This window comes from Modestobacter sp. VKM Ac-2979, from assembly GCF_026967995.1.
In the GTDB taxonomy this organism is placed as follows: domain Bacteria; phylum Actinomycetota; class Actinomycetes; order Mycobacteriales; family Geodermatophilaceae; genus Modestobacter.
Genome location: NZ_JAPVBO010000005.1, coordinates 25,699 through 46,406, shown reverse-complemented (window position 1 = coordinate 46,406; position 20,708 = coordinate 25,699). Strand labels below are relative to the sequence as shown.

At 74.8% G+C, this 20,708-nt stretch carries 23 protein-coding genes; 10 read left to right on the top strand and 13 right to left on the bottom strand.

Annotated elements, in window-relative coordinates:
* Positions 1-109: 109 nt before the first annotated feature.
* On the top strand, positions 110-967 hold the full coding sequence (locus tag O2W15_RS15045; RefSeq protein ID WP_269179975.1) for an SDR family oxidoreductase: 858 nt from the start codon (positions 110-112) through the stop codon (positions 965-967).
* A gap of 4 nt (positions 968-971) precedes the next feature.
* Positions 972-1,475, top strand: a complete 504-nt coding sequence (gene yidD, locus O2W15_RS15040) for a membrane protein insertion efficiency factor YidD (RefSeq protein ID WP_269179974.1) — start codon at positions 972-974, stop codon at positions 1,473-1,475.
* An 80-nt stretch (positions 1,476-1,555) separates the two neighbouring features.
* Here the strand turns inward: yidD and mmuM are convergent, their stop codons facing one another.
* Positions 1,556-2,470 carry a homocysteine S-methyltransferase gene (gene mmuM / locus O2W15_RS15035; protein WP_269179973.1) on the bottom strand — a complete coding sequence of 305 codons (915 nt, stop codon included), beginning with the start codon at positions 2,468-2,470 and terminating at the stop codon, positions 1,556-1,558.
* Complete coding sequence (locus tag O2W15_RS15030; RefSeq protein WP_269179972.1) at positions 2,467-3,375, bottom strand: helix-turn-helix transcriptional regulator; 909 nt, start codon at positions 3,373-3,375, stop codon at positions 2,467-2,469. The genes mmuM and O2W15_RS15030 overlap by 4 nt, the downstream gene beginning before the upstream one ends.
* A 199-nt stretch (positions 3,376-3,574) precedes the next feature.
* Here O2W15_RS15030 and O2W15_RS15025 point away from each other — a divergent pair, with 199 nt between their 5' ends.
* Positions 3,575-4,432, top strand: coding sequence for an SDR family NAD(P)-dependent oxidoreductase (locus O2W15_RS15025; protein WP_269179971.1), 858 nt, complete (start codon positions 3,575-3,577; stop codon positions 4,430-4,432).
* A 50-nt stretch (positions 4,433-4,482) separates the two neighbouring features.
* On the opposite strand, the gene O2W15_RS15020 is transcribed toward O2W15_RS15025, so the two are convergent.
* Together O2W15_RS15020 and O2W15_RS15015 are read right to left on the bottom strand one after the other, a co-directional pair.
* A complete protein-coding gene (locus O2W15_RS15020) occupies positions 4,483-5,259 on the bottom strand; it encodes a hypothetical protein (protein WP_269179970.1) in 777 nt (258 codons plus the stop codon).
* Positions 5,260-5,403: 144 nt separating this feature from the next.
* On the bottom strand, positions 5,404-5,898 hold the full coding sequence (locus O2W15_RS15015) for a SixA phosphatase family protein (RefSeq protein ID WP_269179969.1): 495 nt from the start codon (positions 5,896-5,898) through the stop codon (positions 5,404-5,406).
* A 68-nt stretch (positions 5,899-5,966) separates the two neighbouring features.
* Here O2W15_RS15015 and arfB point away from each other — a divergent pair, with 68 nt between their 5' ends.
* The 3 genes from arfB to O2W15_RS15000 are packed head-to-tail and all read left to right on the top strand — an operon-like array spanning position 5,967 to position 7,192.
* Positions 5,967-6,404 (top strand): alternative ribosome rescue aminoacyl-tRNA hydrolase ArfB, encoded by a 438-nt coding sequence (arfB, locus tag O2W15_RS15010; RefSeq protein WP_164703235.1) that lies wholly within the window; start codon positions 5,967-5,969, stop codon positions 6,402-6,404.
* 32 nt (positions 6,405-6,436) lie between these two features.
* Positions 6,437-6,805, top strand: coding sequence for a hypothetical protein (locus tag O2W15_RS15005; protein WP_269179968.1), 369 nt, complete (start codon positions 6,437-6,439; stop codon positions 6,803-6,805).
* A 9-nt stretch (positions 6,806-6,814) separates the two neighbouring features.
* Positions 6,815-7,192 carry a VOC family protein gene (locus O2W15_RS15000; protein ID WP_269179967.1) on the top strand — a complete coding sequence of 126 codons (378 nt, stop codon included), beginning with the start codon at positions 6,815-6,817 and terminating at the stop codon, positions 7,190-7,192.
* 24 nt (positions 7,193-7,216) lie between these two features.
* Here the strand turns inward: O2W15_RS15000 and O2W15_RS14995 are convergent, their stop codons facing one another.
* The 3 genes from O2W15_RS14995 to O2W15_RS14985 form a co-directional block, all read right to left on the bottom strand.
* Positions 7,217-7,654, bottom strand: coding sequence for a hypothetical protein (locus O2W15_RS14995; RefSeq protein ID WP_269179966.1), 438 nt, complete (start codon positions 7,652-7,654; stop codon positions 7,217-7,219).
* Between the two features lie 41 nt (positions 7,655-7,695).
* A complete protein-coding gene (locus O2W15_RS14990; RefSeq protein WP_269165494.1) occupies positions 7,696-7,845 on the bottom strand; it encodes a hypothetical protein in 150 nt (49 codons plus the stop codon).
* An 81-nt stretch (positions 7,846-7,926) separates the two neighbouring features.
* Positions 7,927-8,361 carry a hypothetical protein gene (locus O2W15_RS14985; RefSeq protein ID WP_269179965.1) on the bottom strand — a complete coding sequence of 145 codons (435 nt, stop codon included), beginning with the start codon at positions 8,359-8,361 and terminating at the stop codon, positions 7,927-7,929.
* A 281-nt stretch (positions 8,362-8,642) separates the two neighbouring features.
* Here O2W15_RS14985 and O2W15_RS14980 point away from each other — a divergent pair, with 281 nt between their 5' ends.
* The 3 genes from O2W15_RS14980 to O2W15_RS14970 are packed head-to-tail and all read left to right on the top strand — an operon-like array spanning position 8,643 to position 14,160.
* Positions 8,643-11,216, top strand: a complete 2,574-nt coding sequence (locus tag O2W15_RS14980) for a molybdopterin oxidoreductase family protein (protein ID WP_269179964.1) — start codon at positions 8,643-8,645, stop codon at positions 11,214-11,216.
* Positions 11,216-13,756 carry a nitrite reductase large subunit NirB gene (gene nirB, locus O2W15_RS14975; protein WP_269179963.1) on the top strand — a complete coding sequence of 847 codons (2,541 nt, stop codon included), beginning with the start codon at positions 11,216-11,218 and terminating at the stop codon, positions 13,754-13,756. The genes O2W15_RS14980 and nirB overlap by 1 nt, the downstream gene beginning before the upstream one ends.
* Entirely contained in the window at positions 13,753-14,160 is a 408-nt protein-coding gene (locus tag O2W15_RS14970; protein WP_269179962.1) for a Rieske (2Fe-2S) protein, read from the top strand. The genes nirB and O2W15_RS14970 overlap by 4 nt, the downstream gene beginning before the upstream one ends.
* A 60-nt stretch (positions 14,161-14,220) precedes the next feature.
* Here the strand turns inward: O2W15_RS14970 and O2W15_RS14965 are convergent, their stop codons facing one another.
* On the bottom strand, positions 14,221-14,652 hold the full coding sequence (locus tag O2W15_RS14965) for a DUF2000 domain-containing protein (RefSeq protein ID WP_269179961.1): 432 nt from the start codon (positions 14,650-14,652) through the stop codon (positions 14,221-14,223).
* A 50-nt stretch (positions 14,653-14,702) separates the two neighbouring features.
* On the opposite strand from O2W15_RS14965, the gene O2W15_RS14960 reads away from it, so the two are divergent.
* Positions 14,703-15,503, top strand: coding sequence for an AraC family transcriptional regulator (locus tag O2W15_RS14960; protein WP_269179960.1), 801 nt, complete (start codon positions 14,703-14,705; stop codon positions 15,501-15,503).
* Between the two features lie 54 nt (positions 15,504-15,557).
* Here O2W15_RS14960 and O2W15_RS14955 read toward each other — a convergent pair whose 3' ends face one another.
* The 5 genes from O2W15_RS14955 to O2W15_RS14935 all read right to left on the bottom strand — a co-directional run bounded on the left by O2W15_RS14955 (position 15,558) and on the right by O2W15_RS14935 (position 20,539).
* Positions 15,558-15,989, bottom strand: a complete 432-nt coding sequence (locus tag O2W15_RS14955; protein ID WP_269179959.1) for a hypothetical protein — start codon at positions 15,987-15,989, stop codon at positions 15,558-15,560.
* Positions 15,990-16,130: 141 nt separating this feature from the next.
* The gene (locus tag O2W15_RS14950) at positions 16,131-17,585 is read right to left on the bottom strand and encodes a hypothetical protein (protein WP_269179958.1); all 1,455 of its coding nucleotides are present in this window, start codon (positions 17,583-17,585) and stop codon (positions 16,131-16,133) included.
* Positions 17,585-18,085, bottom strand: a complete 501-nt coding sequence (locus O2W15_RS14945) for a SigE family RNA polymerase sigma factor (protein ID WP_269165485.1) — start codon at positions 18,083-18,085, stop codon at positions 17,585-17,587. Before O2W15_RS14945 ends, O2W15_RS14950 begins: the two co-directional genes overlap by 1 nt.
* Before the next feature lie 103 nt (positions 18,086-18,188).
* Positions 18,189-18,983: a hypothetical protein gene (locus tag O2W15_RS14940; protein ID WP_269179957.1), complete on the bottom strand. Its 795-nt coding sequence runs from the start codon at positions 18,981-18,983 to the stop codon at positions 18,189-18,191.
* A gap of 122 nt (positions 18,984-19,105) precedes the next feature.
* Entirely contained in the window at positions 19,106-20,539 is a 1,434-nt protein-coding gene (locus tag O2W15_RS14935; protein WP_269165483.1) for an MFS transporter, read from the bottom strand.
* Between the last annotated feature and the right edge of the window lie 169 nt (positions 20,540-20,708).

Below are 20,708 nucleotides of genomic sequence, written 5' to 3'. Positions count from 1 at the left end.
CAGGGGTAGGCGGGAGCACGTTGCGGCACCGGGCCGGCGCGGAGGACGCGCCGGCTGCGTGAGCAGAGCGCTGGGGTGCCGCCGTCCGGACCTTGCAGGAGGAACCACCGTGTCGTCACCCCGCCCCGAGTCCCAGCCCGAGCAGCAGCAGACCCCGCCCGGCAGGCTCGGCGAGATGGACCCCAAGCCCGACCACGGCGAGGAGAGCTACCGCGGCTCCGGGAAGCTGACCGGCAAGCGCGCCGTGATCACCGGCGGCGACAGCGGGATCGGCCGCGCCGTCGCCATCGCCTTCGCCCGTGAGGGCGCCGACGTCCTCATCTCCTACCTCGACGAGCACGAGGACGCGCAGGAGACCGCGAAGTACGTCGAGGAGGCCGGCCGGAAGTGCGTGCTCGTGCCCGGGGACCTCGCCGACCGGGCGCACCAGAAGACGATCATCCCCAAGGCCCTCGAGGAGCTGGGCGGGATCGACGTCCTGGTCAACAACGCGGCCTTCCAGATGAGCCACGAGTCCCTCGACGAGATCACCGACGACGAGTGGGACCACACCGTCGCGCTGAACCTGACCGCGATGTTCACCCTGATCCGCGACGCCGTGCCGCACATGCAGCCGGGCGCCTCGATCATCAACTCCTCGTCGGTGAACTCGGACAACCCGAGCCCCACCCTGGCGCCCTACGCGATGACCAAGGCCGGCATCGCCAACTTCACCGCCAGCATGGCCCAGCTGCTGGGGGAGAAGGGCATCCGCGCCAACAGCGTGGCGCCCGGCCCGGTGTGGACGCCGCTGATCCCCTCGACGATGCCGCCGGAGAAGGTCGCCGCCTTCGGGGGCGACACGCCCCTCGGCCGCGCCGGGCAGCCGGCTGAGCTGGCGCCGGTCTACGTGCTGCTGGCCAGCGACGAGTCCAGCTACGTCTCCGGGGCCCGGGTCGCCGTCACCGGCGGCCGGCCGATCCTCTGACCCGGTGGTCTTCATCTGGGGCTGGGGTGGCGGCGGGCCACGGCGGCGACGCAGTGGCTGGGGCCGTCCCCGCCGCGGCTACGGCCCGGGCTACGGGCGGGGGTACGGCCCGCCGCGGGGGTACGGCGGCTACGGGCCCGGCTACGGGTACCGCCGCAACGGGTCGTGTCTGCAGAACCTGTTCTTCCTGAACACCGGCTGCTGTCTGGCCCAGGCGCTGGGCTGCGGGATGGACCTGCTGCTGGTGGCCCCGACCACGGTGCGCCGGCTGCGGGCGGAGAGCCCGGGCGGGCAGCTGGCCGATCGGCTCATCGGCGCCGTCCGGCTGTACCAGCGTGAGGTCAGCCCACGGCGTCGTCCGTGCTGCCACTTCACGCCGACCTGCTCGGCGTACGCGATCGAGACGCTGGAACGGCACGGGGCGCTGCGCGGCAGTTGGCTCACCGCGCGCCGGCTGGTGCGCTGCCGGCCGGGAGGCGCCCGCGGGGAGGACCCGGTGCCCGCCTAGAGGTCACCGGCTCGCCGGCCGAGTGAGCAGTTCCGGTCGCTGACGACGGCGTGTCCGGGCGTGTCGGCGACCGGTACTGCTCAGTCGTGGGGGAGTGGGACGGCGTCGGCGAGGGCGCGGACGTCGTCCGGTCGCACCCGGCAGCACCCACCCACCAGCCGGGCGCCGGCGGCCAGCCACCCCGACACGTCGCCGACGCCCGGCCGGCCGGTCCACCGGCGGGCGGTGGCGTCCCACACCTCGCCGCTGTTCGGGTAGGCCACTCCCGGCTTCCCGCTGGCCGCGGCGGCGGCCACCGCGGCAGGCACCCCGGCCGGGTCGGTGCAGTTCACCCCGACGGCGATGACCGCGTCGACGTCCCGGGCCATCGCGCAGATCTCGTCCAGCCGCTCGCCCCGCCGGGTGCGCGGCACCCCGTCCGGGCCGGTCGCCGAGGTCAGCGACAGCCAGGCGGGGACACCGAGCTCGTCCAGTTCGGTCAGCAGCGCCTCCACCTCGGCGGCGGCGGGCAGCGTCTCGCAGGCGAGCACGTCGGCCCCCGCCTCGGCGAGCACGGCCAGCCGCGGCCGGTGGAACGCGCGCAGCTCGGCGACGGAGACGTGCTCGACGTAGTCGCCGGTGTACTCCGAGCCGTCGGCCAGGAAGGCGCCGTAGGGCCCGATCGACGCGGCCACCCAGCCGTCCCGGCCCGCTTGGGCCAGGCCGTCGCGGGCCAGTCGCACCGAGCGGGTCATCAGCGCGCGGGCCTGCGAGCCGTCGATGCCCGCGGCGGTGAAGCCGGGGAAGGACGCCTGGTAGCTGGCGGTGGTGGCGACCTGGGCGCCGGCGCGCGCGAAGGCGGCGTGCGCGGCGGTGACGGCCGCCGGGTCGTCGCGGAGCAGGCGGGCCGACCACAGCGACGAGGTGACGTCGTGCCCGCGGGACTCGAGCTCGGTGGAGAGGCCGCCGTCGGCCACGACGGTCCCGGTGCGGAGTGCCTCGGCGAGGGTGCTCATGCCCCTGGACTCCGCGATCCGGGGAGAGCCTGCTCCGCGCCCCGCTGCGCCTGCGCGGTGTGCGCACGCTGGTGCGCCGTCCACGAGGCCAGCAGGCGCATGCCGTCGTGCGAGGCACTGCCCGGCTCGGTGCTGTAGACGAACAGCGTCTGGTCGGGGTCGCCGGGCAGTGCGAGCGCCTCGTAGTGGATGACCACCGAGCCGATCGCCGGATGCCACATCCGCTTGGTGCCGTGGGTGCGCTCGTGCACGCGTCGGTCCTGCCACCAGCCGCGGAACTCCGGGCTCTCGACGGACAGCTCGCCGACGAGGCGTTCGAGCAGCGGGTCGTCGGGGTGGCGGCCGGCGTCCAGGCGCAGGTTGCCGACGGCGTCGGCGGCGACGGCCGTCCAGTCCTCGTAGGTCCGCCGGGCGGCGGGGTCCAGCAGCAGCCACCGGGTGTAGTTGCGGTGCCGGGCCGGGAGTGCGTCCCAGTCGGCGATCAGCGCCCGGGCCAGGGGGTTGGCGGCCAGGACGTCGGTGCGCCGGCCGATGAGGAACGCCGGGTGGTCGACCAGCGAGTCGAGCATCTGGTGCACTGCGGGCCGCACCCGCTGCGCCTGCTGGCGTTCGGGCCGCCCGCGCCCCGGCCGGGCGAGGTCGGCCAGGTGGGCCCGGGCGGCGGGGTCGAGCCGCAGCGCCCGGGCGAGCGCGTCGACGACCGCTGCGGAGGGGCTGGCATGCCGCCCCTGCTCCAGCCGGGTGTAGTAGTCCACGCTGACCCCGGCCAGGTGCGCGACCTCCTCGCGACGCAGCCCGCGGACCCGCCGGCCGGACGTCACGGCGTCGTCCAGTCCGACCATGTCGGGCGTCACGTCGGCGCGGCAGCTGCGGAGGAAGTCGCCCAGCTCGGTGCGTCCTGCCATGCCCCCAGTGTGCCGCCCGCGCGGCCGGCCGTGGTCTGCCTGGGTGGGCACACCGTTCCCTGGCAGGCCGTTCCCGGGCAGCGCTGGGCCTGCTCGGCGGCTCCGCTGCGGCGTATCGGCCAGCAGGCTCGTCCATGTCCCGGAGCGAGCAGCGGTCGTGATCGGGGCGCTGTCGTCCGCAATCGAAGAGGAGATCCCCGTGACCCCGTCCGTCCCCACCCCCGCCACCTGGTTCGTCACCGGCACGTCGCGCGGCCTCGGTCTGGAGCTGGTCCGCCAGCTGTTGCAGCGCGGCGACAACGTGACCGCCACGACCCGGTCGACCGAGCGCCTCACCACGGCCCTGGGCGACGTGGACACCGCGCGGCTGCTCCCCGTCGAGCTCGACCTCACCGACGAGCAGGCGGTCGCCGACGCGGTCCGCCGGACGACCGAGCGCTTCGATGCGCTCGACGTCGTGGTCAACAACGCCGGCTACGGCTTCCTCGCCGCCGTCGAGGAGGTCACCGACGCGGAGGCGCGGGAGATGTTCGACGTGCAGGTCTTCGGCGTGTGGAACGTCCTGCGCGCCGTGCTGCCGCTGTTCCGCGCCCGCGGCCGGGGCCACGTCGTCAACGTCTCCTCGATCCTCGGTCTGACGGCCTTCCCGGGATGGGGGCTCTACTGCGCCGGCAAGTACGCGCTCGAGGGACTGACCGAGTCACTCGCCGCCGAGGTGTCCGGCTTCGGCGTCCAGGTGCACCTGGTGGAGCCCGGCTACATGCAGACGGACTTCCTGCGGCCCTCCTCGCTGGGCCTCCCGGCCAGCACGACGAAGGGGTACGACGCGATCCGGGAGATGACCGAGGCGCACCTGGCGATGCCCGGCACCCAGCTGGGCGACCCGGCCAAGGCCGCCCGGGCGGTCATCACCGTCGCCACGTCCGGGGACGCACCTCTGCACCAGCTCCTCGGGTCGGATTCCTACGGCCTGGCCCGCGCCCGGGTCGAGGCGCTGGCCGCCGACGTCGAGGCCTCCCGGGAGCTCGCGTACACGACCGACATCACGCCGGTGTGACCGGCAGAAGGCCCGTCAGGCGCGGCGGGCCGGCCCGCCGCGCCTGACGGTCACCGGGACCGGCGCCGCCGGTCGGCTGCCACGAAGGTGACGGCCAGGGCGAGGGGGATGGCGGCGGCCATGCCGGTCATGGTCAGGACGTCGGCGAGGCCGGCCGTCGACCGGGCGGAGGAGGACAGCAGCGCCCAGCCCAGGCCGCACAGCGGCACGGTGACCAGCCCGGTGCCCAGGGCCAGCCGGATGCGGGCCGCGCGCCCGTCGTACCGGGCGAGGAACCCGGCCAGGACGGCCGGCACGGCGACCACTGCGCAGCGCGCCAGGAGGTCACCCGGCCCCTCGTAGCCGGCGAAGGAGGCCAGCGACACGGTGGCGGCCAGCGAGACCACGGCCGCCCCGCCGAGCAGCGCCCACCAGGTCTGGGCGGCGGTGGCCGAGCGCAGGGTCGCCGCCGGGCGGGTCAGCCGGCCGGCGGTCCAGATGCACAGGACCGCACTGAGCAGCAGGAAGGTCACCAGCGACTGCGGGACGTCGGCGACCGCGCCGCCGTCGCGGGTGGGCAGCTGCCACGGCTGGCGTCCCAGCAGGGCGAGGACGACGGTCAGCACCGCCCCGACCGCGACCAGACCGGCCGGGTGCAGCGGGCGCGCGGTGGTCTCCGCGGCGACCCGGGCGTCCAGGGCCTCGGCGCGGCGCAGCAGGTCGGCCATCACCGGGTTGTCGGCAGCGACCTCCGCCGGCTGGGGACCGGCCGGTCGTGCGCCGTCCGGGAGCGGGGCGACGGAGTTGCCGGTCACCAGGTGCAGCCGGGGTGAGGCGTCCTGAGTCACTCGCCCAGCGTCACACCCAGTGACGAACCCGGCCAGGTGAACCGCGGGGCTTCAGCCGACCGGGCGACAGCTGGACCGCGTGACGCTGCTGACGGCCCCCGTGGACGGTGGCCGTTCACCCGACCGGGGCGTGCGGCGTTCCGCTCAGTCGCTGCCGGGCACCGCGAAGGCGGACAGCCGGGCTGCGCCGGGGCCGATGGTGGAGAACGGCGTGCTCAGGTCGAGGACGGCCACCCCACCGGCCGGGAACCCGCTCGCGGAGCCGCGCCGGGCCGCGTCGTCCCCCTGCCCGTCGTCGAGGAGTGCCACGAGCACGCTGATCGAGGGGTTGTGGCCGACGACGGCCAGCTGGTCCACCTCGTCGGGGGTCTCCCGCACCACCGCCAGCAGCGCCTCGACGGTGTTGTCGTAGAGCCGCGGGTCCAGGACGGGAGCCACCCCGCCGGCCCGCTCCCAGGTCTGCACGGTCCGGCGGGCGGGGGAGACCAGCGCCCGCGCAGGTGTCATCCCGTTGTCGGCCAGCCAGGCGCCGATCGCGGTGGCCCGGTGGGCGCCGCCGGCGGTCAGCGGGCGGTCGGCGTCGACGGCGGCGGAGCCCGCCTCGGCGTGGCGGACGAGCACGAGGCGGCGGGTCGACACCGCCTGAGTCTGGCACCGGAGCGGGAACTCGGTCGTGACGGCGACCGCCGTCCGGGAGACTGTGCGACGTGCCCGGAGACGATGCGTTCGGCGACCTGCCGGTGAGCGACCGTCTCGTCGTCCCGGCGGGGGCGCTGTCGTGGCGGTTCTCCCGGTCCTCGGGGCCCGGTGGGCAGGGGGTCAACACCGCCGATTCCCGGGTGGAGCTCGCGGTGTCGCCGTTGCAGCTGCCCGGGCTGACCGAGACCCAGCGCCAGCGGCTGGTCGAGCGGCTCGGCGACCGGCTGGTCGACGGCGTGCTCACCATCGCCGCCAGCGAGCACCGCCAGCAGCTGCGCAACCGGGAGGCCGCCCGAGCCCGGCTCGCCGCGCTGCTCCGCGGGGCGATCGCGCCCCCGCCCGCGGCCCGGCGGAAGACCAAGCCGACCCGCGGCTCGAAGGAGCGGCGGATCACGGCGAAGAAGCAGCGCGGGGAGACCAAGCGCCTGCGCGGCCGGTGGGACTGAGCGACCGCGCCTGGGCCGGTGCCCCGCGGTCCGTGCGGGCCGTCGTCCTCGGGTACGTGCTGCTGCTCGCCTTCGGCACGGTCGTGCACGTCGTCCAGCTGGGCGTCGGTGGCCTGGATCCGTACCCCGGGCTACCGGCCTGGCTGCGGCTCTACTTCGTCAGCTTGACCCTGGCCGACCCGCTGGCCGCGGTGCTGCTGTGGCAGCGGCGGCGCAGCGGCGTGGTGCTCGCGGTGGCGGTCTTCGTCACCGATGCCGCGGCCAACGGGTGGGCCAACTACGCCCTGGACCCGACCGGCGGCGTGACCGTGGGCCGGGTCGGGCAGGCGGTGATCGCCGTCCTGGCGGTGGTCCTCCTCGTACTGGCCCCACGGCTGTGGCGGCATGCGGATCCGGGGTAGGACCAGCACATGCGCATCGACCGGATCGACCACCTGGTGTTGACCGTGGCCGACCTCGACCGGACCCTCGCCTTCTACACGCAGGTGCTCGGCATGACCGCGGAGACCTTCGGGGAAGGGCGGACGGCGCTGCGGTTCGGCCGGCAGAAGATCAACCTGCACGTGCGCGGCGCCGAGTTCGAGCCCCGCGCCGCACGCGCCGGCACCGGCACGGCCGACTTCTGCCTGGTCACCGAGGACCCGCTGGACCAGGTGCGGGACGAGCTCGCCGCGCACGGTGTGCCCGTCGAGGTCGGGCCGGTGACCAAGCAGGGGGCGCTGGGCGCGATGCGCAGCGTGTACGTGCGCGACCCGGACGACAACCTGGTGGAGATCTCCCGCTACTGAGCGCCGGACGTCCGGGACGGTGCCCTAGCCGGCGTGGCCGGCCAGCCGGTCCCGCAGCCAGTCCACCTGGTACTCCGGGACGGCGAGCTCGAGGCGGCCCTCGGGGGTCCGGACGGTCAGCACCCGGGACCTCGCCGCCTGCATGCGCCACCACTCACGAGGTCGCGGCCGGCGGGTCTGCGGGTCGACGGCGAGCACCGCGACCGCGTGTCCCGCCCCGTCGCGCCGGAACCTGCGACGCAACACCAGCTCGCCCAGCCGCGGCGTCGCGAGGTAGGTCCGCCAGCTCCGCGTCAGGGAGAGGCCCCAGCCGTCCGGGGAGCGCGCGGACAGCTCCGTGCGGCCTTCGCGCATCCGGCGCCGCAGCCGCTGGTGCCGCAGCCGCCGGCCGAACAGCCCGCCCACCCCAGCACCGATCGCCGGGATCAGCAGGGCCAGGACCTCGCCCCCGTCCTCGAACACCGGATCAGACTGGCACGGATCCCGGACGCATCGGGTGGAGCTCAGCGCCGTCGGGCCACCCGGGTGCCGACGAGGACGCCCATCAACGTCCAGAAGGACCCCACGCCGACCCCGGCCAGCACCACCCAGAAGGGCACCCGCATCTCGTCGGTCGCCACCTGCACCAGCCGCTGCTCGGTCTGCTCGTCCACGGCGGACAGCCTGCCCCGGAGCCGGGACGCACACCAGCCTCCCCGGCCCGGAACTCGATGGTGCGGCGGGCCGACGAGGCGTCAGTCCGGTCCCGACCCACCGATCACGTGCTCGACCGGCAGGCCGAAGGACCGCTCGATCCGGCTCGGCAGATCGGCCCGCAGCCAGCGGGAGACCCCCCGGTGCAGGGTCGACACCACGACCTCGTCGGCGGCGAACCGGCGCAGTGCCAGGCGTACGGCCTGCAGCGGATCGGGGTCGCCGACCTCGCCGTCCGCGGGCGCGCCGAGTCCGCGGATCTGGTCCAGCGTGTCGGTCAGGCGCTGGGTGGCCACGGCGCGCGCCGGGTCGGCCGACGTGCCGTTCCCGACGGTCGCCCGCTCCTGGTGGGCGACGGGCGTGGCGGGGACGACGACGTAGAACTCGTGCTGTCGGGCGGCCATCCGCTGCTGGATCGTCTCCAGCAGGCGGGGCCCACCGAGGGTCTGGTTGGCGAGCACCAGGCACCGTCGCATCGTCTCCACCTCCGCCTGTCGATCGTGACCGCGTGGCTCGACGGTAGGACGTCCATCGGCGCGGAGGCGAGCCGTGCCCACAGGACGACGCATCGAGTGACAGCGCAGCGGGCTCCCCGGGCCGCGGAAGCCCGCTGCACTGTCACTCGCCGTGCCGGGCGGGCGCCGGGCGGGCGGGTGGAACGGTGCACCGTCCTGGGCGCTCCGGTGTGAGGCCGACGGAACGCGACCTTGACCTCAGCGCCCCCACCGGGAAACGGCGCCCCCGCACGCTCGCAGATGTGTCCGCCGCCGTCTCGTTGCCCACCCCCGGCGTCGGCACGCGCACCACCGCCACCCACTGCCCGTACTGCTCGCTGCAGTGCGGGGTCACGATGACCGCCGGCGACCGCCCGGCCACCCTGGTGCCGGCCGACTTCCCGACCAACCGCGGCGGGCTCTGCTCCAAGGGCTGGTCGGCTCCGGAACTGCTCGACCACCCCGAACGGCTCACCCGGCCGCTGGTGCGCGCCGACCCCACCGACCGCACCAGCCCGCTGGTGGAGAGCAGCTGGGAGGTCGCCCTAGACCGGGTCGTCGCGGCTGTCCGGGCCACCCAGCGCGACCACGGCCGCGACGCGGTCGGCTGCTTCGGCGGCGGCGGGCTGACCAACGAGCAGGCCTACCAGTTCGGCAAGTTCGCCCGGGTGGCGCTGCGCACCAGCGCCATCGACTACAACGGCCGGTTCTGCATGTCCTCGGCGGCCGGTGCGGCGATCCGGGCGTTCGGGCTCGATCGCGGCCTGCCCTTCCCGCTGGCCGACATCGCCGAGGCCGACGTCGTCGTGCTGGTGGGCAGCAACCCGGCCGACACGATGCCCCCGGCGATGCAGTACTTCGACGCCGGCCGGGTGCGGGGTGCCGAGCACATCGTCATCGACCCGCGCCGCACCAACACCGCCCGCAACGCCACGCTGCACCTGCAGCCGCTGCCGGCCACCGACCTGGCCCTGGCCAACGGGCTGCTGCACATCGCGCTGGCCGAGGGGCTGGTCGACGCGGCCTACGTCGCCGCGCGCACCACCGGCTTCGACGCCGTCCGGGCCGGGGTCGCCGGGTACTGGCCCGACCGGGTGGAGCGGCTCACCGGGGTGCCGGTGGAGCAGCAGCGCCGCACCGTCTTCGCCCTGGCCCGGGGACGGCGGTCGATCATCCTGACCGCCCGGGGTGCCGAGCAGCACCGCAGCGGCGTCGACACCACCCAGGCGTGGATCAACCTGGCCCTGGCGCTCGGCCTGCCCGGCCGCGAGGGCAGTGGCTGGGGCACCGTCACCGGGCAGGGCAACGGGCAGGGCGGGCGGGAGCACGGGCAGAAGGCCGACCAGCTGCCCGGCTACCGGAAGATCACCGACCCGGCGGCGCGGGCGCACGTGGCCGCGGTCTGGGGCGTCGACCCCGACGACCTGCCCGGCCCCGGCCGCAGCGCCTTCGAGCTGCTCGACTCCCTCGGCACCGAGGACGGGGTCCGCACGCTGCTGGTGATGGCCTCCAACGTCGCCGTCTCCGCCCCGGACGCCCGCCGCGTGATCAGCCGGCTGCGCGACCTGGACTTCCTCGTCGTCAGCGACTTCTTCCTCTCCGAGACCGCCGAGCTCGCCGACGTGGTGCTGCCCAGCGCCATGTGGGCGGAGGAGGAGGGGACGATGACCAACCTGGAGGGCCGGGTGATCCGCCGCCGCCGGGCGATGGACCCACCCGCCGGCGTCCGTGACGACCTCCAGCTGCTCGCCGAGCTCGCCGACCGGCTCGGCGTGCCGGGCTTCAGTGGGGACGCCGAGACCGTCTTCACCGAGCTCGGCCGGGCCAGCGCGGGCGGCGCGGCCGACTACTCGGGCATCACCTACCGGCGGATCGACGACGAGCAGGGCCTGTTCTGGCCCGTCCCGCACCCCGGCCACCCCGGCACGCCGCGGCTGTTCACCGACCGGTTCGCCACCCCCGACGGGCGGGCCCGGTTCTGGCGGGTCGAGCAGGTCGACGCCCACGAGCGCCCGGACGCCGAGTACCCCTACGTCCTCACCACCGGCCGGGTCCTCGCCCAGTACCAGTCCGGCACCCAGACCCGCCGCTCCCGCAGCCTGCAGCTGGTCGCCCCCACCCCGCGGGCGGAGATCCACCCCGACCTGGCGCGCACCCTCGGCATCGCGCAGGACGACGTCGTCGAGCTGTCCACCCGCCGTGGCCGGGCACGCTTCCACGCGCTGATCACCGACGCGATCCGCCCGGACGTCGTCTTCGCCCCCTTCCACTGGGGCGGCGGCTACAGCGCCAACGCGCTCACCGACCCGGCGCTGGACCCGACCAGCCGGATGCCGGCCTTCAAGGCCTGCGCGGTCGCCGTCGCCCGGGTCGGCGAACCCGAGGAACGCATCCAGCCACCGGAACCGGCCACCCAGCCCCAACCCGGCCCGCACGTCCGACCGACGGCCCACACCCCGCACGCCCCATCCCGGAGGAGGACCACCAGCGTGAAGAGCACCCCGCGCTTCCTGCACGGCGTCTACCCGATCACCGGCGAGGGACTGGGCAAACCCGGCCCGCTGGACCCCGCCCTGCGCTACCAGGTCCCGGAGGGCAAGAGCGCCCAGGCGCTCTACTTCCGCGGCGGCAACTCCACCGGCGAGCTCGTCTACGTGCTGCTGGTGCGCGACGGCCAGCCGATGCGCTGGTTCCCGATCGGCGCCAAGGGCGACTGCCACGTGCCGCTGCGGGTGGTCGAGGACCTCGACGGCGGCACCGTGGTCGAGCTGCACGCCGCCGCACCGGTGGGCGTCACCGGCGAGCTGGTGCTCGACCTGGGCCTGGTGGAGGTCTGATGACGGCGGTGCTCGGGGGCCGCCCCGAGGGCATGAGCACGCTGCACTTCGCCATGGACGACGCCGACGGCATCGACTCCCGGCAGCGGCTGGTCGTGGTCGGCAACGGCATGGCCGGGGCGCGGGTGGTCGAGGAGGTGCTCGAACGCGGCGGCGGCGACCAGTTCGCGATCACCGTGTTCGGCGAGGAGCCGCACGGCAACTACAACCGGATCATGCTCAGCCACGTCCTGGCCGGGGAGGAGCACGAGGACGACATCGTGCTCAACAGCCACGACTGGTACGCCGACCAGGGCGTGACGCTGCGGGCCGGGGTGCGGGTCGACCGGATCGACACCCACGCCAAGATCGTCTACGCCGACGACGGGACGACGACCGCCTACGACCAGCTGGTGCTGGCCACCGGCAGCCGCTCGTTCATCCCGCCGATGACCGGCCTCTACACCGCCGGCGAGCAGCTGCTCCCCGGTGTCTTCGGCTTCCGCACCATCGACGACACCCGGGCGATGCTGGCCGCGGCTGCAGAGCACGAGCGGGCGATCGTCGTCGGCGGCGGGCTGCTCGGCCTGGAGGCCGCGCGTGCCCTGCAGGGGCACGGGCTGCAGGTCGAGGTGGTGCACGCCGGCACCCACCTGATGAACCAGCAGCTGGACCCCGACGGCGGGGCGATCCTCAAGCACAGCGTCGAGGCCCTCGGCATCGTCGTCCACCTGGCCACCCGCACCACCGAGGCGATCGGTCCGGACCGGGTGCGCGGCGTCGTGCTGGCCGACGGCCGGGCGATCGACGCCGACATGCTCGTCATCGCTGCCGGCATCCGCCCGGTCACCGAGGTGGCGCTGCTCAGCGGCCTGGAGGTGGAGCGCGGCATCGTCGTGGACGACCAGCTGCGCACCGACGACCCCGACGTCTACGCCGTCGGCGAGTGCGCCCAGCACCGCGGCGAGCTGTACGGGCTGGTCGCCCCGGTCTGGGAGCAGGCCCGGGTGCTCGCCGACCTGCTCACCGGCACCGACCCGGACGCCGAGTACCACGGCTCCCGGACGGCGACGAAGCTCAAGGTCGCCGGGGTCGACGTCGCCACGATGGGCGTCAACCGGCCCGAGCGGGACACCGACGAGTTCCTGGTGATCTCCGAGCCCCGCCGCGGGGTGCACCTGTCGGTCGTCGTCCGGGACGACAGGCTGATCGGCGCCACGCTGCTCGGCGACACCCGCAAGGTCGCCTTCCTGACCCAGGCCTTCGACCGCGGCACCCCGCTGCCGGCCGAGCGGATCAAGCTGCTCGTCGACCTCTCCGACGGTGCGGCGGAGGTGGGAGTCGCCGACCTGCCCGGCGACTCGCAGGTCTGCAACTGCAACGGCGTGACCAAGCAGGCGCTGGTCGACACCGTGAAGGCGGGGACGACGAGCGTCGGCGGCTGCATGGACGCCACCCGCGCCGGCAAGGGCTGCGGCTCGTGCAAGCTCCTGGTGAAGCAGGTCGTCGAGTGGGCCGCCGACGGCGACGTCACCGAGGACGCCTCGGCGAACTGGTACGTGCCGGGCATCCCGCTGGCCAAGCCCGAGCTGATCGCCGCGATCCGTGACCAGCAGCTGCGCAGCGTCTCCGCCGTCTTCACCGCCCTGGCCCCGGGCGGGGAGGAGGACGCCAAGTCCAAGATGGGGCTCACCTCGCTGCTGCGGCTGGTCTGGGGCGCGGAGTACGAGCAGGAGAACGACGCCAAGTTCATCAACGACCGGGTGCACGGCAACATCCAGCGCGACGGCACGTTCTCGGTCGTCCCGCAGATGAAGGGCGGGGTGACCACCCCGGCCCAGCTCCGGACGATCGCCGACGTGGCAGAGAAGTACGAGGTCCCGATGGTCAAGGTCACCGGCGGCCAGCGGATCGACCTGCTCGGGGTCCGCAAGGAGGACCTGCCCGCCATGTGGGCCGACCTGGGCATGCCCTCGGGCTACGCGTACGGCAAGAGCTTCCGCACCGTGAAGACCTGCGTGGGCACGGACTTCTGCCGGTTCGGCCTCGGCGACTCCACCCAGCTGGGCATCGACCTGGAGACCCGCTTCCAGGGCATCGAGAGCCCCGCCAAGATCAAGATGGCGGTGGTCGGCTGCCCGCGGAACTGCGCCGAGGCCTACGTCAAGGACGTCGGCGTCGTCGCGGTCGGCAACGGCAAGTGGGAGGTCTACGTCGGCGGCGCGGCCGGTGCCACCATCCGCAAGGGCGACCTGCTGGCCACCGTCGACTCCCCGGCGGCGGTGATGGAGCTCAGCGGCCGCTTCATCCAGTACTACCGGGAGAACGCCAACTGGCTGGAGCGAACCTACGACTTCGTGCCCCGGGTCGGGCTGGCCGAGATCAGGGCGGTGCTGCTGGAGGGCAGCGCGGAGGTCCTCGCCGAGCTGGACGCCGGCCTGCAGCGCTCGATCGACGCCTACACCGACCCGTGGGGCCAGGACGGCGGGCAACCGGCCACGCCCGGCCAGTTCCGCACCGCGCTGCCGCTGGTCGACCTGCCGAAGGTGCCGGTCCGATGATCGCGACCCGCTCCGACGCCCCCGAGGCGCCCACCACCGCACCGGCGAAGGCCGGCACGCCGGCCACCGAGGTCGCCGACGGTGCTGCTGCCGGGGGAGCGGGCGTACCGCACGTCGTCGGCCGGGTGGACGACGTGCCGCCAGGGGAGGGCCGGGCGTTCGTGGCCGGGGGCGTGCAGGTCGCCGTCTTCCGGCTGCGCGACGGGTCGCTGCACGCCACCCAGGCGGCCTGCCCGCACTCCGGCGGGCCGCTGGCCGACGGGCAGACCGACGCCTCCGTGCTGGTCTGCCCGCTGCACCTGTACGCGTTCCGCTGGTCCGACGGCGCCGGCACCAGCGGCGCGCCGCCGGTGCGGCTCTTCCCGGTCGCCGAGCGCGACGGCGCCCTCGTCGTCACCGTGTAGTTCGGCCTCCGCGCATGGGCCCGCCGCGAGCTTGCGAGCGGTGGGGGGCGAGGGGGTCCTTCACGGGTGCATGCGGGCGCCCTTCATGACCTTGTCGACGGCGTTCCTCGGGCCGTGGACGGCGAGGCCCACGAGGTCCAGGTCGGCGCCGGCGACCGCGCGGACGGCGGCCCGGTTCTGCTCGTCACCCGGCGTGCTGAACAGCTCTGCGGTGAAGACGGCGGGGGTGAGCGAGCGTTCCAGTGCCCGGGTGCGGGCCGCGCGCAGCAGCTCGGCCGCACCGGCGAGCACGAGCACCGGCTGGCGCAGCATCGGCAGGTAGCCGGTGCCGTCGGCGTCCTCGTACGGCTCGCCGACCAGCTCCGGACCGGTCGCGGTGATCCCGCTGACCAGGAACGCGGTGACGTTCAGCGCCTGCCAGGTCGCGAGGTCCTCGCGCAGCAGGACGGCGATCTTCGTGGCCCAGCGGGGTGCCTCGGCGGGGGTGTCCATGGTGCTCAGCGTCGGGCTCCGTCGTCCGCCGGGTCTTGTACGTTCCTGACGTGAGCGAGGTGGTCGCCTGGCGGCCGGACGTGCCGGGGCTGACCGAGGTCTTCCACGCCCACTTCACCGACCACGTCTACCCCTCGCACACCCACGAGTCCTGGACGCTGCTGCTGGTCGACGACGGCGTCGTCCGCTACGACCTGGACCGGCACGGGCACGGCGCCTCCCGGGCCGAGGTGACCCTGCTGCCGCCGGGTGTGCCGCACGACGGCCGGTCGCAGTCGCCCGACGGGTTCCGCAAGCGGGTGCTCTACCTGGCCGCCGACACCCTCGGCGCCGGCCGGGTCGGCAGCGCCGTCGACCGGCCGGCGTTCGACGACGCCGCGCTGCGCGCCCGGCTCTCCGCGCTGCACGCGGCGGTGCGGCCCGGTGGCGACGCGCTGGAGGCGCAGAGCCGGCTGGCGTTCGTGCTGGAACGGCTCGGTCAGCACCTGGACCGCGCCGTGGCGGCTCCACCCCAGGTGCGGGACGACGCGCTGGCCGACCGGGTGCGGGACCTGCTGGACGCCCGGGTGGCCGAGGGGCTGGCGCTGGAGGAGGCGGCGGCGCTGTTCGGCGTCTCCGCCACGCACGTCGTACGGGCGTTCACCCGGCGGCACGCGCTGCCGCCGCACCGCTACCTGACCGGACGGCGCATCGACCTGGCCCGGCGGCTGCTGCTGGACGGGATGCCGGCCGCCGAGGTGGCCGGCGCGGCCGGGTTCGCCGACCAGTCGCACCTGACCCGGCACTTCCGCCGGATGATCGCGACGACGCCGGTGGCGTACGCGCGGTCCGCGGTGCGCTCCACCGGCTGACGTCCGGCCCGGGCAGCGCCCCCGGGCAGCAACGGCACCCGGATGAGCCCGTTGTCAGGGAACCGGGACCGTCGCCGTCGCCTCGTGCGGCCCGCCGCACTCCGCGCTGCCGCCGACCCGGACCCAGTCGAGGTCCAGGTCGGCCCGGCCGAGCGGAGCACCGTCCGCAGCGAGCACGGCGACCGTGACGGACCCCGGCGCGCCCATGATGGGCACGGACGTGATGGGCACGGACGCCGTGCCGCCGGCCAGGGGGACGGTGAACGCGTCCGGCTCCTCCGCGGACGGGGCCATCGCCACCGGGCCGCACGGTGACGTGCACTCGACCCGGACGGCGTCTGCAGCGGGCCAGCCGTCGGCCAGCTCGACGGTGAGCCCGTTGCTCCAGCCGATCGCCGGGCACGCCTGGCCCACCGGGCCACCGGTCCAGACGGCGGCCAGCACCACCGCCACCAACCCGACGACGAAGGCGAGGAGGCCCTTCACGACGCCGGTGTCATCGCGGGGAGCACCTCCACCGGCCGCAGCCGCGGCGGACGGCTTCGGCGCGCGGCGGTCCCGCGGGAACGCGCCTCCTCGGCCAGCTGGCGGGCGGCGATCACGGAGGCCGGCTCCGGCGTCGCCACGTCAGTTCCCGCCCGACGGGATGGACTCGAGCGACTCCATGCCGACGTGTCCCATCGGCTCGGTGCGGCCCAACGACGTCCCGTCGGGCGCCAGGAACTCCACGGCGGTGAGGTCCTCGAACGGTTGCAGCACCGCGACACCGCCGACCAGCGGCTGCGCGGTCGCCTGGGAGCCGGTGCCGTCGACCAGCAACGCGGTGGTGGCCGCCGACGGACCGACGAGAACCAGGCTGTCGACCGGCTCGGTGCCCTCGAGGAACGGCGTGCTGCACTCCACCGCGAACAGCTGCTCGGCCAGCGGTGGAGCAGCCGGGCGGAGATCGGTCCCGCACCAGGTGCTGACGACGGACCCGTCGGGCAGGTCCCGGCCGAGGAGCGCCGTCAGGTGCACCGCACCCGAGGGCAGGGTGGCGCCGAGCAGCTGCACCCGCGCCGTCTGCCCGCTCGGGGCCGGAACGTCGCCGGCCCACACGACGCTGAAGGCGACGTCGTCCGGGGACAGCCCGGTGCTCGTCAGCGCGTCGTCGATCCCACGGTCGAGGACGGCGTCGGCACCGGTCGATCCCGCCGTTCCGCGCAGCCACTCGATCGGCACCTCCGGCGTCGTCCGGGACCAGTCCGAACGGTGCGTCGTGGGCATGGCGGTGACCACCTCGGCGCCGTCCCGCACCACCCGGAAGCGCAGTGCCTCGGCGTAGGTGCCCGACGCGGGGGGCAGCGCCAGCACCGCCACGCCGTCCGGCGCGTCGACGGGCTCGAACTCGCGGCTGACCGTGCCGTCGGCGGCCACCAGCGGGCGCTCGGACACCTGGATCTCGTCGCCCGGTGCGGCGACGACCACCAGCGCTCCCGTCGAGGCGTCCGAGAGCGCCAGCGACATGGTGGTGTCCACCCCGCCCGACAGGCCGGCAGGCTGGAGCTGGTCCGCGGTGGCGCCGGGCGGGCCGGTGAACCAGGCCGCGGCCAGGCCGGAGCCGACGGGCGGCTCGGGCTGGATCGTGTCCTGCCCGAGCACCAGTGCCCAGCGCCCGCCGGTCACGTCGCCGGCGAAGACCACCTGCCGGCTGTCCAGCGGCGGCTCGGTCGCGGCCGTGGGCCGGTTCGGGTCGTCTGCCTCGGTCCAGCTGAGCCGGCGCGCACCGTCGACGAACGCAGCATCGCCGGCCAGCGAGCCGCGGGCCGGGCCGGCCAGGACGTCGACCGCCGCGGCCGCGGACTCCGGGCCCGCCGCGTCGGCGCCGATCGCGGTGGCCGGCTCGGCCGACGGGCCGTCCAGGACGGTCGAGGTCAGCACGACGAGGCCGGTCACCGCGGCGGCCACCGCCGCCGTCCCGATGTTCTGCCGACGCTGGGTGCGGTGCCGGGCCACGACCACCTGGGCCAGCTGCTCGCGCGGACGGGGCGCGGTGCGCTCGGCCAGCCGGGCCAGTCGTTCCTGGAGCTCGACGTCGTCCATCACGCACCCTCCTCGGCGTGGGTCAGCACGGGGTCGGCCAGCGCCGCGCGCAACCGCTGCAGGCCGCGCGCCGTCTGGGTGTTCACGGTGCTGGGGGAGCAGCCCATCGCCTCGGCGGCCTGCTGCTCGGAGAGGTCGGCGTAGTAGCGCAGCACGACGGCGGTGCGCATCCGCGGGGGCAGTGACCGCAGCGCGGCGCGGAGCTCCTCGTCGGTGTCCGGGGCGACCGTGGGGTCGGCCCGGTCGGGCAGCGCCTCGACGACCTGCTCGGTGGTCGACAGCCGCCGTCGCCAGCTGGTGTGGGTGGTGACCAGCACCCGCCGCACGTACGCCGTCGGCTCGCCGGAGCGGGTGATCCGGCCCCAGTGCCGGTAGGTCTTCAGCAGGGCTGTCTGCACCAGGTCCTCCGCATGGCCGCGGTCACCGGCGAGCAGCACGGCCAGCCGCAGCAGGCCGGGCTGTTCCCGGGACACGAAGTCCTCGAAGCCCGCGCCGTCCACGCCGTCCGTCCCCTTCCGCCGGTCTCTCACCCCTCTACACGCGGTGAGCGGCACAGCAGACCCACAGCGCCGATCACGAGGTGATCACGATGCGGCGCACGGTTCAGGCGGGCGGCAGCTCGAGGTCGGCGAGCGCGGCGGCGACGTCGTCCTCGCGGACGAAGTCCAGCGCCAGCAGCCGGTGCACCAGCACGCCACGGCGGGTCAGTCGCAGGTCGGTCGGGCGCAGCCGGGGCCGGACGGCGCCGGGACGGGAGACGACCGGCGCCGGGTCCAGCAGCCCGCTGCACTGCAGGTCCGACACGTCCTCGCGGGCCCCCCACGCCCGCCAGCCGCGTGGGTCGTCCTCCAGGGCGCCCAGCGGCAGCGGGGCGCGGTCGCGCCGGCCGACGGCAGCCAGGAACACCAGTTGCCGCCAGCTGCACGACTCGGCCAGCTGCAACGCCCGGGCGGCCAGCGCCACGTCGATGTCGGGGGAGACGACGACCTCGGCGACCAGGTAGCCGAGGTGCCGGACCCGGCGTTCCTCGGTGGTCTCCCGGGCGGCCTGGACGACGTCCTCGACCAGCCGCTCGGCGGCCGACCGGGCCGCGGTGCTCACGCTGAAGAAGCCGTCGCTGCGCACCGGGCGGCCCTGATGGGCGCGGGTGACCGACAGCTCGGCGGCGAAGGCGAGGGCGGCGCCGGCCCGCGCGCGTTCCCAGGTCAGCGGCAGCTCGGCGGCCGAGGTCGCGGCGTCGCGGAGGCAGGCGGCCAGCCGCTCGTCCAGCCGCAGCGGGCTGGAGCCGGGCTCGAAGAGCAGCCCGGCGACGGCCCGGGTCATCGACCCGGCGACCAGCTCCCCGGTCTCGACCAGGTCCCGGCCGGGCACGCGCTCATCGCCGATGGAGTCCCTCACGCCGTGATCATGGCCCGCCGCGCCCGGTGACGCACCTGGCGCGGGCCCCGTCTCACCACGGCGGGGCAGCGCACGGCCGCCCCGCACCCGGGGTCGGGTGCGGGGCGGCCGGGGACGATCGGTCAGACGCCGGCCTGCTGCATCAGGGTGCCGCGGCGCAGGTAGACGAACCAGGTCACCGCGACGCAGGCGATGTAGAAGCCGCAGAACGCGCCGAGGGCGGTCACCACGCTGCCGGTGGCGAGGTAGGACTCCGACACGATCCGCGGGATGAACACCGCCCCCAGCGCACCGACCGCGGAGATGATCCCGACGGCGGCGGCGGTGTCCCGCCGCGCCCGGTAGAGGACCTGTGCGGGGGAGTCCGTGGACCGCGACGCGGCCGCCTCGGCCCGGTAGATGATCGGGATCATCCGGTAGGTCGACCCGTTGGTCATGCCCACGACGGCGAACAGCACCAGGAAGCTGGCCAGGAACCCGCCGAAGCTCCCCGCCCCGAGTGCGGCGATGGCGGCGCCGATCGCCACGGCCTGGCCGATGAACGTGACGATCGTGACCTTCGCACCGCCCACCCGGTCGGCGAGCCACCCGCCGAAGGGCCGGGACAGGGAGCCGACCAGCGGCCCGAGGAAGGCGTAGCGGTAGGTGTCGGCGGCGAACTCGTTGGCCAGCACCAGCGGGAACGCCCCGGAGAAGCCGATGAAGGAGCCGAACGCGCCGATGTAGAGGAAGGACATGATCCAGGTCTGCTTGCGCCGGGCGATCGCCGCCTGGTCGGCGATGTTGGCCTTCGCCCCGGACAGGTTGTGCATCCCGAACCAGGCCCCGGCGATCGCCAGGACGATGAACGGCACCCAGATCAGGGCCACGTTCTGCACGTACCGGGCGTCACCGCCGGCCGTCGTCCCGGTGCTCCCGCCGATCACCGCGATGGTGCCGGCGGTGACGGCCAGCGGGCCGACGAGCTGGATGATCGCCACGCCGATGTTGCCGCCGGCGGCGTTCAGGCCGAGCGCGAAGCCCTTCTCCTTGTCCGGGTAGAAGAAGGAGATGTTGGCCATCGAGGAGGCGAAGTTGCCGCCGCCGAAGCCGCAGGTGACCGCGGTCAGCACCCAGAACCAGTAGGGCTGGCCGGTCGTCGCGGCGACCACGAGCATCGTCACCGGCACCAGCAGCAGGGCCGCGCTGACGACCGTCCAGTTCCGGCCACCGACCAGGGCCGGCATGAAGGTGTAGGGCACCCGCATGATCGCGCCGACCAGGCCGGCGGTGGCCACCAGCCAGAACAGCTGGTCGCTGGTGAAGCCGTAGCCGATCGAGGCCAGGACGGCGGTGGCGACGCTGAACATCTGCCAGACGCTGAACCCGATGTTCTCCGCGAGCACCGACCACACCAGGTTCCGGCGGGCGACCGGCTTGCCCTGCGGTGAGGCCCAGAACGCCGGGTCCTCGGGGGTGTAGTCGTCGATCCACCGGCTGCCCCGGACTGGCGGGGACTGGCCGGCGGGGGGTGCGGCGGTGGGTGCGCCCGGGCGGTGGAGCTGGGTCTCGGTCATGAGGTCATCCCTGGTCAGCGGCCGGTCGGCGGGGCGCCCGCCCGGCTGGGACGGCGCCGGGGACGACGCTAGGAACAGGGCGTTTCCACCCGACCGCAGCGGCGTGACCGGTGCGGTACATGCCCCGCACGGGCAGCCGGACGATGCTGTGAGGCCCGGGAACCCCCCG

Excerpts from the sequence above, each read along its gene's own strand:
- mmuM (WP_269179973.1), bottom strand. The coding sequence starts at position 2,470 with ATGAGCACCCTCGCCGAGGCACTCCGCACCGGGACCGTCGTGGCCGAC.
- O2W15_RS15030 (WP_269179972.1), bottom strand. The coding sequence starts at position 3,375 with ATGGCAGGACGCACCGAGCTGGGCGACTTCCTCCGCAGCTGCCGCGCC.
- O2W15_RS15000 (WP_269179967.1), top strand. The coding sequence starts at position 6,815 with ATGCGCATCGACCGGATCGACCACCTGGTGTTGACCGTGGCCGACCTC.
- O2W15_RS14985 (WP_269179965.1), bottom strand. The coding sequence starts at position 8,361 with ATGCGACGGTGCCTGGTGCTCGCCAACCAGACCCTCGGTGGGCCCCGC.
- nirB (WP_269179963.1), top strand. The coding sequence starts at position 11,216 with ATGACGGCGGTGCTCGGGGGCCGCCCCGAGGGCATGAGCACGCTGCAC.
- O2W15_RS14970 (WP_269179962.1), top strand. The coding sequence starts at position 13,753 with ATGATCGCGACCCGCTCCGACGCCCCCGAGGCGCCCACCACCGCACCG.
- O2W15_RS14965 (WP_269179961.1), bottom strand. The coding sequence starts at position 14,652 with ATGGACACCCCCGCCGAGGCACCCCGCTGGGCCACGAAGATCGCCGTC.
- O2W15_RS14950 (WP_269179958.1), bottom strand. The coding sequence starts at position 17,585 with ATGGACGACGTCGAGCTCCAGGAACGACTGGCCCGGCTGGCCGAGCGC.
- O2W15_RS14935 (WP_269165483.1), bottom strand. The coding sequence starts at position 20,539 with ATGACCGAGACCCAGCTCCACCGCCCGGGCGCACCCACCGCCGCACCC.